Raw genomic sequence first — 14,211 nt, 5'->3', positions numbered from 1 at the left:
GACCTACTGCGCCTCGATGCGGTCGAGGTAGGCCCGGCGTACGTCTCCGTCGACGCGGGTGATCGCGGCGTCGTCGTGGACGGCGCGGCGGAGCAGCCGCATCACCGGCTCGGGGACGAGCGGGGCGCCGTTGGCGGCGAGGCCGACGTAGGACGGGACGGCGATCTCGGCGGCCCGGCTGCGGACCGACCTGACCACCGCGGCCGCGATGTCCTCGGGGTCGACCGCCGGGAGGACGCCGAGGTCGATGCCGGAGGAGAGCTCGGTGCGTACGGCGCTCGGTAGCACGGTGGTGAGCGACACCCCGGTGCCCTCGAGCTCGAGCCGGGTGGCCGCGCTGAGGCCGACGACGGCGTACTTGCTGGCGTTGTAGACCGCCAGGCCCTTGAGCGGAAACTTGCCTGCCAGCGAGGCGACGTTGACGACGTGGCCGTGGCCACGGGCGATCATCGCCGGCAGCGCGAGCCGCATGCCGTGGATGACGCCGTAGACGTTGACGTCCATGGTGAGCCGGTCGATCCGGTCCTCCTGGTCGAGGAAGGAGCCGTTGGGCATCACGCCGGCGTTGTTGACCAGTACGTCGACCTGCCTGCCGTGCGCCTCCTCCGCGGCGGCGAGGAAGTCGGCGTAGGACTGCTTGTCGGTGACGTCGAGCCGGTGGCCGCTGGCCTTCTCGCCGAGGCCTGCCGCGGCCTCGCGCGCCAGTGCGTCGTCGAGGTCGCCGAGCGCGACGTACGCTCCGGCGGCGACGAACTCCTTCGCCGTGGCGAGCCCGATGCCGCGTGCGGCCCCGGTGATGACGACGAGCGCGTCGTCGAGGTCGATGCTGGGATAGCGGGTCATGCGGAAACCTCGGTCTCGACAGGCTCGGGGCCACTTCGTTCAGACCCCGAGGGTCGAGCGATCTGGAAGTCGGTGGGCTCGAAGCGGCTGATCCGGCGGACCAGCTCGCTGGTGGACCACGGCCAGGAGAAGCTGTTGCGGCCGTTGGCGTCGATGAAGTAGCTGTGGCAGGACGCGCCGCTGTAGGCGGTGCCGGCGAGCGCGGCCTGCACCTCCTCGACGTACGCGGCCTGGGCCTGTCGGGTCACGTCGAACTGCCTCCAGCCCTGTGCGCGGGCGGTCGTGATGGCCTCGGTGATCATCGCCACCTGCGACTCGGCGACGGCGAAGGCCGAGCCGTGACCGGTGCCGAGGCTAGGGCCGAGCACCACGAACGCGTTGGGGAAACCGCTGACCGAGGTGCCCTGGTACGCCTCGGGGGAGCCGGCCCAGTGCTCGGCGAGCGCGCGGCCGTCGGCGCCTCGGATCAGGTCGGAGACCGGCATGTCGAGGATGTGGAAGCCGGTGCCGAGGATGATCGCGTCGACCTCCGCGGTGCTGCCGTCGGTGCCGATCACGCTCGCGCCCTCGACCCGCTCGACGCCGGTCGCGTGCACCTCGACGTTCGGCTTCGTCAGCGACTGGAGGTAGTTGTTGGAGAAGAGGATCCGCTTGCAGCCGATCAGGTAGTCGGGCGTCAGCTTGGTCCGGAGGTCCTTGTCCCGAACGGCGGCGCGCAGGTAGGCCTGACCGATCTTCTGCAGCCCGTGCATCAGTGGCTGCGGGCGACGGAAGGCGACGCCGACGGCCTCCATCGCGGCGTACTCGACCGCCCCGAGCGCCTTCTCGAAGAAGGGCACGTTGTGCTTGACCCACTTCTCCGCGTCCGGCACGGGATGGTCGACCTTGGGCAGGACCCAGTGGACGGTGCGCTGGAAGAGGTGCAGGTCGGCGACCTGCTTCTGGACCTCCGGCACGAACTGGACCGCCGACGCCCCGGTGCCGATCACGGCGACCCGCTTGCCGTCGAGATCGACGTCGTGGTTCCACCGGGCCGAGTGCCAGACCTCGCCGGGGAAGTCGGCCAGACCGGGCAGGTCCGGGATCTTCGGCTCGTTCCACGGGCCGGCGGCGGCAACCAGGAAACGGGTGGTGATCTCGCCGTCGCTGGTGTCCAGATGCCACCCGGCGGACTCCACGTCCCAGGTCGCGCCGCGGACCTCGACCCCGAACCGGGTGATGTCCTCGAGGCCGCGCTCCCGGGCCACACGGTCGATGTAGGCGAGGATCTCCGGCTGGTTGCCGTAGACCCGGGACCAGTCGCTGTTGGGTGCGAACGAGAAGGAGTAGAGGTTCGACGGTACGTCGCACGCGCACCCCGGATAGGTGTTGGCCCGCCAGGTGCTCCGTCGAGCGCGTCGAGCAGGGCCTGCGGTGTGCGGCCGGACCCGAGAGCCGCGACGAACTCCGAGCCCGCGGAGGTGCCGACGAGGACGTCGGCCGTGCGGGCGTCCCAGTTCAGAGCCTCCTCGAGAGCCCGCAGGGCGACGGCCGTCCAGGCGAAACCGAGGGTGCCGCCGCAGCCGATGGCGAGTGCGCGTCGATGGGTCATATTTCGAATACTAGCGGTATTCGAATACCGATGGTAGGTCGGACTGGTAAGATTTGGCTCGTGGGCCGGATAACGCGCAAGGAGTCGCACGCACAGACGCGGGAACGTCTCATCGAGACCGCACACCGGCTCTTCCTCTCGGACGGCTACAACGCGACCTCGCTCGACAAGGTCGCGACCGAGGCGGGCTTCTCGAAGGGTGCGGTGTACTCCAACTTCGCGACCAAGCACGATCTGGGCCTCGCCGTGCTCGACGTGATCCATCAGGAGCGGGCGCTGTCCCTGGCGAGCGCCGTCAGTGGGGTGGAGACCGTCGAGGGCCGGATCGACGCCTTCGCGGGGTGGGCCGAGGCCAACATCGGTGATGTCGGCTGGACCGCGCTCGAGGTGGAGTTCGCGACCAGCACCCGCCACGTACCGGGCGTGAGTCAGCAGCTCGCCATCAGGCGCCGCGAGCTCACCGCGGCCGTCGCCGGACTCATCGAGCAGCAGGCCGACGACCTCGGTCTGACGCTGCCCTCACCGGCCGAGGATGCCGCCGTCCAGCTGCTCTCCCTCGGCATCGGGCTGGGCGTGCAGCGTGCGTTCGACCCCGACCTCTCGGTCACCAGCCTGGTCGACCTGCTGCGCTCGCTGCTGGAGAGCGCGAAACCCTAGTGCCTCAGGCCTAGGGCCTGTTTGAGAACTCGGAAAGCGCCGGCCAGACGCCCAGCGCACGCCCTGGCGGCGTTGCCGCCTCTTGACAGACACGCGGTATGCCCTCGAGGCGGCGCCTGGCCAGGACGCACGCTGGACGACGTCTGGCTCGGCGCCGAGTTCTCAAACAGGCCCTAGTGGGCCGGGGCCCCGTTGCGCTCGGCGGAAGGGAAGGAGACCCGGTTCAGGCGGCGTACGGCCGGGCTCAGCAGCGTGGCGAGGGAGATCACCACGTAGGCGATGCCGGCGATCGCAAGCATGTTCTCGATCCCGTACGCAGCGGCCAGCGGCCCCATCGCCAGCTGCCCGACAGGGATGGCGATGTAGGTGCCGAGCTGGTCGTAGGACGACGCCCGGGAGAGCAGGTCGCTGGGGACGTTCTCCTGCATCGAGAGCTGCCAGCCGAGACTGAAGACCTGGATGCCGGCGCCGGAGAGGGCGGCCGCGGGCAGCAGCACGGCGAGCTCGGTGGAGAAGCCGAGAGCGGCGATCGGCAGCCCGAACAGGGCCATGCCGATCATGCCGTAGAACAGCGGCCGCTCGAGCCTGACCTTCATCAGCACGAGGGTCGCGGCGAGCACGCCGATCCCCTGGAAGGTGAGGATCAGGCCCCAGCCGCCCGCGCCCAGCCCTGAGCTCTCGGCCCGCTGCGGGCCGAGCGTGAGCAGCCCGCCCTCGTACAGCGCATTGAGCATGGTCGCGGCACCGACGCAGAGCCACAGCCAGGTCGTCGAGCGGAAGTAGTTCCAGCCAAGGCGCAGATCGCCGATGACCGAGGCCTTGCCGACCGCGCCGCTGATCTTGACCGGCAGCAGCAGCAGCGCGGCGACGATCCAGGTGGCGGCGTCCAGCGCGAGCGCCCAGCCCGCGCCGACGCTGAGGACGAGCAGGCCGGCGGTGCCGGGACCGGCGACCGCGACGATCGCGCGGGTCAGCGACATCAGCACATTGGCCTCCTGCAGCATGGTGCGAGGCACCACGAGCGGGATGATCCCCTGCTGGGCCGGCAGGCCGGCGGCGGAGACGATGCCGTTGAGCGCAGAGAGTGCGATCAGGTGCCACAGCTCGGCGACACCTGCGATGACGAGGACGGCGACGATCGCCTGGCTCAACCCCGAGACCAGGTTGGAGGCGAACAGGATCCGGGCTCGGCCCATCCGGTCGGCGAGCACGCCGCCGATGAGCATGAAGACGATCATCGGGATGGTGCGGGCCGCGAGGACGGCGCCGATCGCGATCGGCGCGTCACTGATCTCCAGGACCGCGAAGGCCAGGGCGACGGGCGCCATGAAGTTGCCCACCAGGTTGATGGAGCGGGACGCGAAGAACCAGCGAAAGTGGGGTTCGCGAAATGGGGCTGTCGCCGAGATCCGAGCCATTCGAGAGAGAATAGACCGTTGGGCGATTTCTATCTGCCCAAAATTCCCAATTCTGTCACGAGACCGTTATCCCGGCCGAGCGCATCTCCTCGATGGCAGCCGAGGTGCTCGCCGCCGCCACGCCGGCGGTCAGATCGGAGAGCAGCGTGGTGTGGAAACCGGCGGCTCGGGCGTCGAGCGCGGTGGCACGTACGCAGTAGTCGGTCGCCAGCCCGCACACGTCGACCTCCTCGACGCCGTGGGCCCGGAGCCAGTCGATCAGGGTGGCGCCACCGGTGGCCGCGCCCTCGAAGCCGGAGTAGGCCGCTGCGTACTCACCCTTGCGGAAGATCTCGTCGAAGGTGACCGGGTCGAGGTTGTGGTGGAAGGCCTCGCCGTCGGTGCCGACCACGCAGTGCGCCGGCCAGGAGTCGACGTAGTCCGGCGGGTTGCCGAAGTGGTCGCCCGGGTCGATGTGGTGATCCTTGGTCGCCACGACCAGCCCGTACGCCTGCTCCGGGTCCTTGCTCGCTGCCCGCTCCCGCAGCAGCTGACCGATGTCGTAGGCCACCCGGGCCCCGCCGTCGACCGGCAGGGACCCGCCCTCGCAGAAGTCGTTCTGTACGTCGACCACGATCAGTGCACGCGTCATGCCCGCCAGCCTAGACCGGCCCGGAGAGACCGGCCCCGCGAGACATCACTGGAAGAGCGTCGGGATCGCCGGATCGCCCTTCAGGAGCGAGTGGGCGATCACGGGGAGCTCGGCGACCGAGGCCCGGTGGCGCTCACGCGCGGTGTCGAGGGGCTCGCGGCCCACGACCTCGCCGTTCTTGACCAGCTGGGTGAGCAGCGGCCGGTCGTTGGCGTCACCGTCCGGAGGGATGCCGATGCCGATCACCTCGGCATCGGCGACATCCTTGCGGTTGCGGCGGCGCAGGGCGTACTTCCGGCCGCCGATCGACGCCTTGGACGCGCTCTTCTTGGCGACCGGCTCCAGCTCGCCCGACGAGCCCTCGCGGGCGACCAGCTTGTAGACGAAGCCGGCGGTCGGGTGGCCGGAGCCGGTGACCAGCTGGGTGCCGACGCCGTAGCCGTCGACCGGGGCGGCCGCGAGGCCGGCGATGGCGTACTCGTCCAGGTCGCTGGTGACGATGATCTTCGTGTCGGTGGCGCCGAGGCCGTCGAGCTGGCGGCGTACGTCGTGGGCGAGGAGCCCCAGGTCACCGGAGTCGATCCGCACCGCGCCGAGCTCGGGACCGGCGATCTCGACCGCCTTCGCCACGGCCTCGGCGATGTCGTAGGTGTCCACCAGCAGCGTGGTGCCCTTGCCGAGGGAGGCGACCTGGGCCTGGAAGGCCTGCTCCTCGGTGTCGTGCAGGAGGGTGAAGGCGTGCGCGGAGGTGCCGGTCGTGGGCACGCCGAAGCGGGCGCGGGCGGCGAGGTTGGAAGTGGCGGTGAAGCCTGCCACGTAGGCCGCGCGGGCGGCGGCGATCGCGGCCGCCTCGTGGGTGCGGCGCGAGCCCATCTCGATGCACGGGCGCTCGCCGGCCGCCATCGTCATCCGGGAGGCCGCGGTGGCGATGGCCGAGTCGTGGTTGTAGATCGAGAGGAGCACCGTCTCCAGGACGACCGCCTCGGCGAAGCTGGCCTCGACCACGAGCAGGGGCGAGTGCGGGAAGAAGGTCTCGCCCTCGGCGTACGCCCAGATGTCGCCGGTGAAGCGGTAGCCGGCCAGCCACTCCAGGGTCGGGCCGTCGACGACGCCCTCCAGGATGGCCAGCTGCTCCGAGCCGAAACGGAACGCCTCGAGGGCGTCGAGCGCCCGCCCGACCCCGGCCACCACGCCGTAGCGCCGCCCGCCGGCCAGGCGCCGGGGGAACAGCTCGAAGACGGCGCGACGCTCCGCGGTGCCCGCCTTCAGGGCGGCCTGGAGCATGGTCAGCTCGTAGTGATCTGTCAGGAGCGCGGTCGAGTCCGCTGTCGAGTCCACGGGCACATCGTGGCACCATCGGCGCAGTGTGTGAGTGCGCCCGCGCACAACAGACCAACTTGGAGTGCGGTATCGAGTCCTCCCGGGCATACGTGGCACGATGGATGTCATGAGCGCGCCAAGCCCCGTGGAGCTCGACGAGCCTGAGGTCGACGACCTCGTCGCGCCCGCGACCCCGTGGGTCACCATCGTCTGGAACGACCCGGTCAACCTGATGTCGTACGTCACCTTCGTCTTCCAGAAGTACTTCGGCTACTCCAAGAAGAAGTCGGAGAAGCTGATGATGGAGGTGCACAGCGACGGCAAGTCGGCCGTCTCGTCCGGGTCGCGCGAGGAGATGGAGCGTGACGTGCAGGCGATGCATGAGTACGGCCTGTGGGCGACGCTGGAGAAGCAGGATTGATGGGCGGGTTCAGCTACCACCGCCGCGGCAAGCAGATCATCGCGACCTTCTCCGGGTTCGAGGCCGATCTGCTTCGTTCGCTGGCCTCGCAGCTCGTCGAGCTGTTGCGCAACGAGGTCGCCGCACCGGCCGAGAGCGACGACCCGCTCGAGGCGCTGCTCGACTTCTCGGGGCCGACCACCGAGCCCGAGGACCCGGTCCTGAAGCGGCTCTTCCCCACCGCCTACGGGAACGACGAAGAGGCCGCCGGGGAGTTTCGGCGGTTCACCGAGGGTGGGCTGCGCGACGGCAAGGCGCGGGCGGCGTCCACGATCATCGACTCGCTCGAGGAGGCTGGGCTCCCGCCCGAGCTCGACGAGGACGGGCTGGTCATCGACGTCGAGCTCCCGATCCCCGACGCCGAGGCGTGGATGCGCTCCTTCACCGACATCCGGCTGGCGCTCGCGACCCGGCTCGGCGTCGAGGAGGGTGACGAGGACTTCTGGGACTCGCTGCCCGAGGACGACCCCGCGGGTCAGGTCTACGGGATCTACCAGTGGGTCGGGATCCTGCAGGAGACCATGGTCGAGGCGCTGTGGGCGGCGTCCTGACCGACGCGCCCTAGCGTCCGGCCGTACGACCCTCCAGCAAGGTGAGCAGGATGCGGGTGAGCGTCGCCCGGTCCTCCTCGGGCAGGGGTTGCAGGAGCTCGTCGGCGGCCTGCTGGCGGGCATCCTCGATCAGCCGTCCCAGGCGTACGCCCTCCTCGGTCGCGACCACGCAGACCGCCCGGCGGTCGGCCGGATCGGGCCGGCGCGCGACCAGGCCGTGGCCCTCCAGGCCGTCGACGACCTCGGTGGCCGACCTCGGGACGATGCGGAGTCGCTCAGCGAGGGCCGAGAGCCGTATCGGCTCGTCGGCGGCGAGCACGATCCGCAGGGCTCGGCCCTGCGAGGGGGTGATCCCCCAACGGGCGGTCGCCTCGCCGAAGCGGCGGCGAAGGGCGCGCGCCGCCGCCATCAGCAGGTCGGCGGTCTCGTCCACAGGAATAACCCTAACCCATCGTGCGTTAGCCTCATTGTGAGCCAACCTCAGTAAACAGGATCGAGGTGTTCGGATGAGTGACCCGCACCCTGACAAGTCTTCCGGCGAGTCCCGCCGCTCCGGCCGAGACCCCGGCTCCAAGCGCGCCGATCGTGCCCAGCTCGAGGCCCAGCCGGTCTCGCTGCGGCGGATCGCACGGCTCTTCGCGCCTTACCGTGGGCGCCTGCTTCTCGTCGTGGCGCTGATCGTGGTCAGCTCGGTGATCGGGCTGGCGCAGCCGTTCCTGGTCAAGCACATCATCGACACCGCCCTGCCCGAGGGTGACACCACTCTGCTCCTGCTTTGCGTCGCCGCGATGGTGCTCGTCGCCATCGCCTCCGCCGCTCTCGGAGTAGCCCAGACGCTGATCTCGACCGAGATCGGCCAGCGGGTCATGCACCGGCTGCGTACCGATCTCTTCGGGCACCTGCAGCGCCAGTCGCTCGACTTCTTCACCCGTACGCGTGGTGGCGAGGTGCAGTCGCGGCTGGTCAACGACATCGGCTCGATGCAGTCGGTGGTCACCTCGACCGCGACCTCGATCGCGGCCAACGTCACGGTGGTGGCCGGCACCGTGGTCGCGATGATGGCGCTCAACTGGCGGCTCGCGCTGATCTCGCTGGTGGTGCTGCCGCCGGCGGTGTGGACCACCCGCAAGGTGGCACAGATGCGCTACGCGGTGACGACGCAGCGTCAGGCGAAGATGGCCGACCTGCACGTGCAGGTCGAGGAGGGGCTCTCGGTAAGCGGCATCCTGCTGACCAAGACCCTCGGAGCCGCGCCGGCCCTGGCCTCCCGTTTCGAGCAGACCTCCCACGACCTCGTCGGTCTGGAGGTACGCAGCCAGCTCGCCGGGAGGTGGCGGATGGCGACCATGCAGGTGGTCTTCGCCGCGGTGCCGGCCGCGCTCTACCTCGCCGCGGGGTTCCCGGCGACCTCCGGTGCGTTGACCATCGGGACTCTGGTCGCCTTCGTATCGCTGCAGGGCTCGCTCTTCCGGCCGCTGATGGGGCTGCTCAACGTCGGGGTCGACGTGACCTCCTCCCTGGCCCTCTTCTCGCGGATCTTCGAATACCTCGACCTGCCGGTCGAGATCGACGACCCGGTCGCTCCGGTGCCGCTGGCCGAGGCTCGCGGTGAGGTCGTCCTCGACGACGTCGGGTTCTCCTACGACGGCGTGCGCCCCGTCCTCGAGCACATCTCGCTGCGGGTGCCCGCGGGCGGCTCGCTGGCGCTGGTCGGGGCCACCGGATCGGGCAAGTCGACGCTGGCGGGGATGATCGCGCGACTGCAGGACCCGACCTCCGGCCGGGTCCTGCTCGACGGGGTCGACGTGCGTGACCTGACCCTGGCCGACCTGGCCGCCAACGTCGGCATGGTCACCCAGGAGACGTACCTGCTCCACGCGAGCGTGCGCGACAACCTGCGCCACGCCCGCCCCGACGCGAGCGACGCCGAGATCGAGGCTGCTGCTCGGGCGGCCCGGATCCACGACGTGATCGTCGGGCTCCCCGACGGCTACGACACGCTCGTCGGCTCCCGCGGACACCGCTTCTCCGGCGGCGAGCAGCAGCGCCTGGCGATCGCTCGCACGCTGCTGCGCGACCCGCGCGTGCTCGTGCTCGACGAGGCCACCTCCGCGCTCGACAACACCACCGAGCGCGAGGTCCAGGCGGCCCTCGACCGTCTGGCGCAGGGGCGTACGACGATCACCATCGCCCACCGCCTCTCCACCGTCCGAGACGCTGACCAGATCGCCGTGCTCGACCACGGCCGGGTCATCGAGGTCGGCACCCACGAGGAGCTGCTGCTGCGGGCCGGTGCCTACGCCGACCTCGTACGTGGGGGCCTCACCGCGGCCGCCTAGCACGGTCGCTGGGTGGTGGCCGGCCGGAGTCCGAGGGTCGGTCACGTTCAGGATCCGGTCCGGGTCCGCCTAGGCTGATCCCGTGCTGACCATCGACCAGGCGACGTACGACGCGATCGTCGCCCACGCGAAGCGCGACCATCCCGACGAGGCGTGCGGGATCGTCGCGGGCCCTGAGGGCTCGGATCGGCCCGAGCGGTTCATCGAGATGATCAACGCCGCGGGCTCGCCGACCTTCTACGAGTTCGACTCGACCGATCTGCTCCAGCTCTACAAGGAGATGGACGCGAACGACGAGGAGCCGGTGGTGGTCTACCACTCCCACACGGCGACCGAGGCCTACCCCTCGCGCACCGACATCGGCCTCGCGATGGAGCCGAACGCGCACTACGTGCTGGTCAGCACTCGAGAGCACGGAAATGACGCGGGTCCGGTCGAGTTCCGGTCCTACCGCATCGTCGACGGCAACGTCACCGAGGAAGAAATCAGCATCGTCGCGACGTTGTCGTGATGCGCACCACCTACATCTAGGAGAACGAAGCCATGGCCATCGAGGTCAAGATCCCGACCATCCTCCGCACCTACACCGCCGGTGAGAAGGCAGTCAGCGCCGAGGGCAAGACCCTGAGCGCGCTCATCGACGACCTCGAGGCGAACCACTCCGGCATCAAGGAGCGCCTCATCGACAACGGCGACCTGCGCCGCTTCGTCAACGTCTACATCAACGACGAGGACGTACGTTTCATCGGCGGTCTCGACGCCGAGCTCAAGGACGGCGACCAGGTGGTAGTCCTCCCCGCCGTAGCCGGCGGCTGCTGAAACCTTCAGCCCAGAATGCCGCGGTCGTACGCTCGTGCGACCGCGGCTGCTCTGTCTGTGACGCCGAGCTTGTCGAAGATGTGGCCCAGGTGGGTCTTCACCGTCGCCTCGCTGACGAAGAGCGACGCTGCGATGGCGCGGTTGGTCGTTCCGCGCGCGACGAGGGTGAGCACCTCGCGCTCGCGGGGGCTCAGCTGGGCCGTCGGACCGGGTGAGCGCAGCCGGGAGGCGAGCCGGGTCGCGACCGCGGGGGAGAGGACCGTCTCGCCGGCCGCCGTCGCGCGGACGGCCTCGACCAGGTCCGGCGTCGGCGCATCCTTGAGCAGGTAGCCGGTCGCGCCCGCCTCGATCGCGGCGACCACGTCGGAGTCGGTGTCGAACGTGGTCAGGACCAGTACGCCGGCCCGTGCCTCCCCCGTCCGGAGCCGCTCGATCACCTCGACACCGCCGGTGCCCGGCATCCGGAGATCGAGGACGAGCACGTCCGGGTCGAGCTCCGCGACGAGTGCCATGGCCTGCTCGCCGTCTCCGGCCTGGCCGACCACCTCGAAACCCTGCGCTCGGAGCACGCCGACCACCCCGTCGCGTACGACGGGGTGGTCGTCGGCGACGACGATCCTGATCGGTGCGCTCATGCGGGTCCTCGGGAGAGAGCTGGGATGCTGGCGGAGACGGCGGTGCCGGAGCCGGGGGCGGACTCCAGGGTGAAGGTGCCGGTCAGGCGCTGGGCGCGGTCGCGCATCACGCCCAGCCCGAACGAGGACGAGCGGCGGGGAGCGGCTGGATCGAAGCCGGAACCGTCGTCGCGTACGTCGAGGATGACCTCGGACTCGTCGAAGGTGAGGGTGACGCCGACCCGTCGGGCGGAGGCGTGCTTGGCGACGTTGGCGAGGGCCTCCTGGGCGATCCGCAGCAGCGTCGCCTCGACCTCGGTGTGCAGTGCGGTGGCCTCGCCGACCACGACGAAGGAGGCCTCGACGCCGTGGTCTTCGCGCCAGCCATCCACCAGTCTCGACAGTGCGTCAGCGAGGCCGGCGTCCGCCAGCTCGGCCGGGGTGAGGTCCTGCACGGACCGCCGGGCCTCGACCAGCGCGGTGCGGGCCATCTCGGTGGCCCGGGCCACCCGGCGGCGTACGTCCTGGGCGTCCGCGGAGCCCTCGGCGGCCTGGAGCTGGGCCACGACGCCGGCCAGGGACTGGGCGATGGTGTCGTGGATCTCGCGGGCGAGGCGCTCGCGCTCGTCGCGTACGCCGCTTTCGCGGGACTGCGCTAGGAGCTGCTCCTGGAGGCGGGCGTTCTCGGCGAGGGCGTTCTCCAGCCGGACGATCGTGTCGGCCCGCTCCTGGCTGACGGTGTCGAGGTGAATGCTGTAGCGACCCATCAACGAGGCCAGCCCGAAGTTGACGACGAACAGCACCGGCCACAGCGCGCCCTGCCACCACTCGTCATACGGCGGTGGGCCGCCGACCTGCCCGGTGGCCATGATCAACGCGGTGGCCGCCATCGCCACCCACCGCCACCGGCCCCGGAACGAGTCGAAGGCGTCCAGGAACCCGATCCAGGCGAAGATGCAGAACAGCGGATGCAGCACGGTGAGGGCGGCGACCAGGAGCGTACGTCCGATGTAGCCGACCGGATGTGGACGGTCGTAGACATAGGTCCACCGCCAGGTCCACACCGCGGTCGCGGCCACGAGGACGCCGAAGACGATCCGCGTCGTGACGGTGACCGGCCCCATCGCAGGGAAGGTCGCGACGCAGACGACGGTGGCGAGCGCGAGCAGCACGAAGGGCAGCACCTTCAGGTTGCGGTCCCACTGCTGCTCGAGCTCGACGGCCGAGGTCATGGTCAGACCCTCTCATTCCCAGCGGAAGGCGCGCACGGCAATCAGGTAGAGCACGACCGTCCAGCCGCCCATCACCGCCAGGTCCACGAGCGCGGGGAAGGCGCCGCCGGCGGCGTCGTTGAGCGCGTTCGAGGCCGCCCCGTACGGCGTGAACGAGATGATGTCGCGCGCCGTGCCGCTGAAGTACTCGATCGGGACGTAGACCCCCGCGGTGAACATCGAGGGGAAGAAGACCACCATCCCCACGACCTGCCCGGTCTTCGCGTTGGGCGAGACCGCGGTGATCGCGGCGCCGATCCCGAGCGAGACGGCCAGCGCCAGGACATACGCGGCCACGTACCCGACCAGGGACTCCGGTAGCGGGGTCCCGAAGACCACCCTGCCGAGGGCCACCGCGATGACCGTGGAGGCGGCGACCGCGGCGGCGTGCACCAGCACCTGGCCCAGCAGGATCGAGGCGGGGCGGGCGGGGGTCGTGCCGAGCCGCCGCAGGACTCCGGTCTCGCGGTAGCCGGTCAGTGTCTGCGGCATCGTCATGATCGAGGCCATGATCATCGAGAGCAGCACGGCGACAGGCACATAGACGTCGATCAGCGCGCGGCCACCGTAGTCGGGGGTGGGTTCGCGGAAGGCCGGGATGGCCCCGAGCACCATGAGGATCAGGCTCGGGAACAGGACGATCCAGAAGAGGGCGAGCCGATCCCGGGTGAAGAGCCGGGACTCCGTACGAATCACGGCAACGGTCGGGCTGGTCATCGGATCGCCTCCATGGCGTCGGTGTCGGGCGAGGTGTCGGTGAGGTCGAGGTAGGCGGCGTCGAGGCTGCCCGCGGCGACCCGGAGCCGCTGCGGGGCCACGCCCTGGGTACGCAGCACCTCGACGACCGCGAGCGCCACACCTTCGGCGCCCTCGACGGTGACGATGGCGTTCTCGCTGCGCGCGGCGGTGACGCCGTCGAGGTCGCGCAGGGAGGCCAGGTCGATCGCGACCGAGGTCTCGAAGGTGGTGATCGTGGCGGCGGAGGCTGCGTCGATGAGCCCCGCCGGGGTGTCCAGCGCCCGGATCCGGCCGGCGTCGACGATGGCGATCCGGTCGCAGAGGGTCTGCGCCTCCTCCATCGAGTGGGTGACGAGCAGGACGGTCACACCCCGGTCGCGTACGTCCCGGATCAGGTCCCACACCTCGCGACGCGCTCGCGGGTCCAGGCCGGTGGTGAGCTCGTCGAGCACGACGACCCGCGGCCGGCCGATCAGCGCCAGCGCGATCGAGAGCCGCTGCTGCTGGCCGCCGGAGAGGTTCTCGAACCGCTGTCGCAGGTGCCCGCCGAGGCCGAGTCGCTCGGCCAGCGGCGCCCACGGCTCCGGGTCGGGGTAGAAGGCGCTCCAGAGCTCCAGAGCCTCCTGGACCGTGATCTTCGGCTGCAGCTTCGCCTCCTGCAGCTGTACGCCGAGAACCTCCGTCACCGCCGCCCGGTCGGCCCAGGGGTCGATGCCATGGACCCGGATCCGGCCCCGGTCACCGACCCGTAGCCCGGCGATCGACTCGACGGTCGTGCTCTTGCCTGCCCCGTTGGGCCCGAGGATGCCGAAGATCTCGCCCTCGTGGACGCTGAGGCTGATCTCGTCGACCGCCACCTTGTCGCCGTAAGTCTTGCGCAGGCCGTCCACGACGACCGCTGGTTCTCGCTCCTGATGCATACCTTCAGCCTGGTCGGTGACGCGGTCTCACGGATCGGG

The 14,211-nt window shown here is 70.2% G+C and carries 16 protein-coding genes; 6 read left to right on the top strand and 10 right to left on the bottom strand.

All coding sequences use genetic code 11. From position 1 onward, the window contains the following. Positions 1–3: 3 nt before the first annotated feature. Together ACFWQC_RS11845 and ACFWQC_RS11840 are read right to left on the bottom strand one after the other, a co-directional pair. A complete protein-coding gene (locus ACFWQC_RS11845; RefSeq protein WP_378677528.1) occupies positions 4–843 on the bottom strand; it encodes an SDR family oxidoreductase in 840 nt (279 codons plus the stop codon). Beyond that, complete coding sequence (locus ACFWQC_RS11840; protein WP_378677726.1) at positions 840–2,339, bottom strand: flavin-containing monooxygenase; 1,500 nt, start codon at positions 2,337–2,339, stop codon at positions 840–842. The genes ACFWQC_RS11845 and ACFWQC_RS11840 overlap by 4 nt, the downstream gene beginning before the upstream one ends. A gap of 155 nt (positions 2,340–2,494) precedes the next feature. Between ACFWQC_RS11840 and ACFWQC_RS11835 the strand changes: the two genes are divergently transcribed. After that, positions 2,495–3,091: a TetR/AcrR family transcriptional regulator gene (locus ACFWQC_RS11835; protein ID WP_378677525.1), complete on the top strand. Its 597-nt coding sequence runs from the start codon at positions 2,495–2,497 to the stop codon at positions 3,089–3,091. Between the two features lie 173 nt (positions 3,092–3,264). Here the strand turns inward: ACFWQC_RS11835 and ACFWQC_RS11830 are convergent, their stop codons facing one another. The 3 genes from ACFWQC_RS11830 to ACFWQC_RS11820 are packed head-to-tail and all read right to left on the bottom strand — an operon-like array spanning position 3,265 to position 6,478. Continuing rightward, complete coding sequence (locus ACFWQC_RS11830; protein ID WP_378677522.1) at positions 3,265–4,509, bottom strand: MFS transporter; 1,245 nt, start codon at positions 4,507–4,509, stop codon at positions 3,265–3,267. A 55-nt stretch (positions 4,510–4,564) separates the two neighbouring features. Beyond that, positions 4,565–5,140 (bottom strand): isochorismatase family protein, encoded by a 576-nt coding sequence (locus ACFWQC_RS11825; protein ID WP_378677519.1) that lies wholly within the window; start codon positions 5,138–5,140, stop codon positions 4,565–4,567. A 45-nt stretch (positions 5,141–5,185) separates the two neighbouring features. Next, complete coding sequence (locus tag ACFWQC_RS11820; protein ID WP_378677516.1) at positions 5,186–6,478, bottom strand: nicotinate phosphoribosyltransferase; 1,293 nt, start codon at positions 6,476–6,478, stop codon at positions 5,186–5,188. Positions 6,479–6,587: 109 nt separating this feature from the next. On the opposite strand from ACFWQC_RS11820, the gene clpS reads away from it, so the two are divergent. Continuing rightward, positions 6,588–6,881 carry an ATP-dependent Clp protease adapter ClpS gene (gene clpS, locus ACFWQC_RS11815; RefSeq protein WP_378677513.1) on the top strand — a complete coding sequence of 98 codons (294 nt, stop codon included), beginning with the start codon at positions 6,588–6,590 and terminating at the stop codon, positions 6,879–6,881. Beyond that, positions 6,881–7,471: a DUF2017 domain-containing protein gene (locus ACFWQC_RS11810; RefSeq protein WP_378677510.1), complete on the top strand. Its 591-nt coding sequence runs from the start codon at positions 6,881–6,883 to the stop codon at positions 7,469–7,471. The genes clpS and ACFWQC_RS11810 overlap by 1 nt, the downstream gene beginning before the upstream one ends. A gap of 10 nt (positions 7,472–7,481) precedes the next feature. On the opposite strand, the gene ACFWQC_RS11805 is transcribed toward ACFWQC_RS11810, so the two are convergent. After that, positions 7,482–7,904, bottom strand: coding sequence for a MarR family winged helix-turn-helix transcriptional regulator (locus ACFWQC_RS11805; RefSeq protein ID WP_378677508.1), 423 nt, complete (start codon positions 7,902–7,904; stop codon positions 7,482–7,484). A 73-nt stretch (positions 7,905–7,977) separates the two neighbouring features. Here ACFWQC_RS11805 and ACFWQC_RS11800 point away from each other — a divergent pair, with 73 nt between their 5' ends. From ACFWQC_RS11800 to ACFWQC_RS11790, 3 genes are all read left to right on the top strand, one after another. Beyond that, positions 7,978–9,810: an ABC transporter ATP-binding protein gene (locus ACFWQC_RS11800; RefSeq protein ID WP_378677505.1), complete on the top strand. Its 1,833-nt coding sequence runs from the start codon at positions 7,978–7,980 to the stop codon at positions 9,808–9,810. Between the two features lie 82 nt (positions 9,811–9,892). Further along, on the top strand, positions 9,893–10,321 hold the full coding sequence (locus tag ACFWQC_RS11795) for a Mov34/MPN/PAD-1 family protein (protein WP_378677502.1): 429 nt from the start codon (positions 9,893–9,895) through the stop codon (positions 10,319–10,321). 32 nt (positions 10,322–10,353) lie between these two features. Then, entirely contained in the window at positions 10,354–10,629 is a 276-nt protein-coding gene (locus ACFWQC_RS11790; RefSeq protein ID WP_008358635.1) for a MoaD family protein, read from the top strand. Between the two features lie 5 nt (positions 10,630–10,634). Here the strand turns inward: ACFWQC_RS11790 and ACFWQC_RS11785 are convergent, their stop codons facing one another. The 4 genes from ACFWQC_RS11785 to ACFWQC_RS11770 are packed head-to-tail and all read right to left on the bottom strand — an operon-like array spanning position 10,635 to position 14,172. Continuing rightward, a complete protein-coding gene (locus ACFWQC_RS11785) occupies positions 10,635–11,264 on the bottom strand; it encodes a response regulator (RefSeq protein ID WP_378677499.1) in 630 nt (209 codons plus the stop codon). Beyond that, a complete protein-coding gene (locus tag ACFWQC_RS11780) occupies positions 11,261–12,475 on the bottom strand; it encodes a sensor histidine kinase (protein WP_378677496.1) in 1,215 nt (404 codons plus the stop codon). The genes ACFWQC_RS11785 and ACFWQC_RS11780 overlap by 4 nt, the downstream gene beginning before the upstream one ends. Before the next feature lie 12 nt (positions 12,476–12,487). After that, positions 12,488–13,231, bottom strand: coding sequence for an ABC transporter permease (locus ACFWQC_RS11775; RefSeq protein WP_378677493.1), 744 nt, complete (start codon positions 13,229–13,231; stop codon positions 12,488–12,490). Next, positions 13,228–14,172, bottom strand: a complete 945-nt coding sequence (locus ACFWQC_RS11770; RefSeq protein WP_378677490.1) for an ABC transporter ATP-binding protein — start codon at positions 14,170–14,172, stop codon at positions 13,228–13,230. The genes ACFWQC_RS11775 and ACFWQC_RS11770 overlap by 4 nt, the downstream gene beginning before the upstream one ends. Between the last annotated feature and the right edge of the window lie 39 nt (positions 14,173–14,211).

It is taken from the genome of Nocardioides sp. NPDC058538 (genome assembly GCF_042719275.1).
In the GTDB taxonomy this organism is placed as follows: Bacteria; Actinomycetota; Actinomycetes; order Propionibacteriales; family Nocardioidaceae; genus Nocardioides.
The sequence above is the reverse complement of the archived record's forward strand: the minus strand, read 5'-3'. Positions and strand labels throughout refer to the sequence as shown.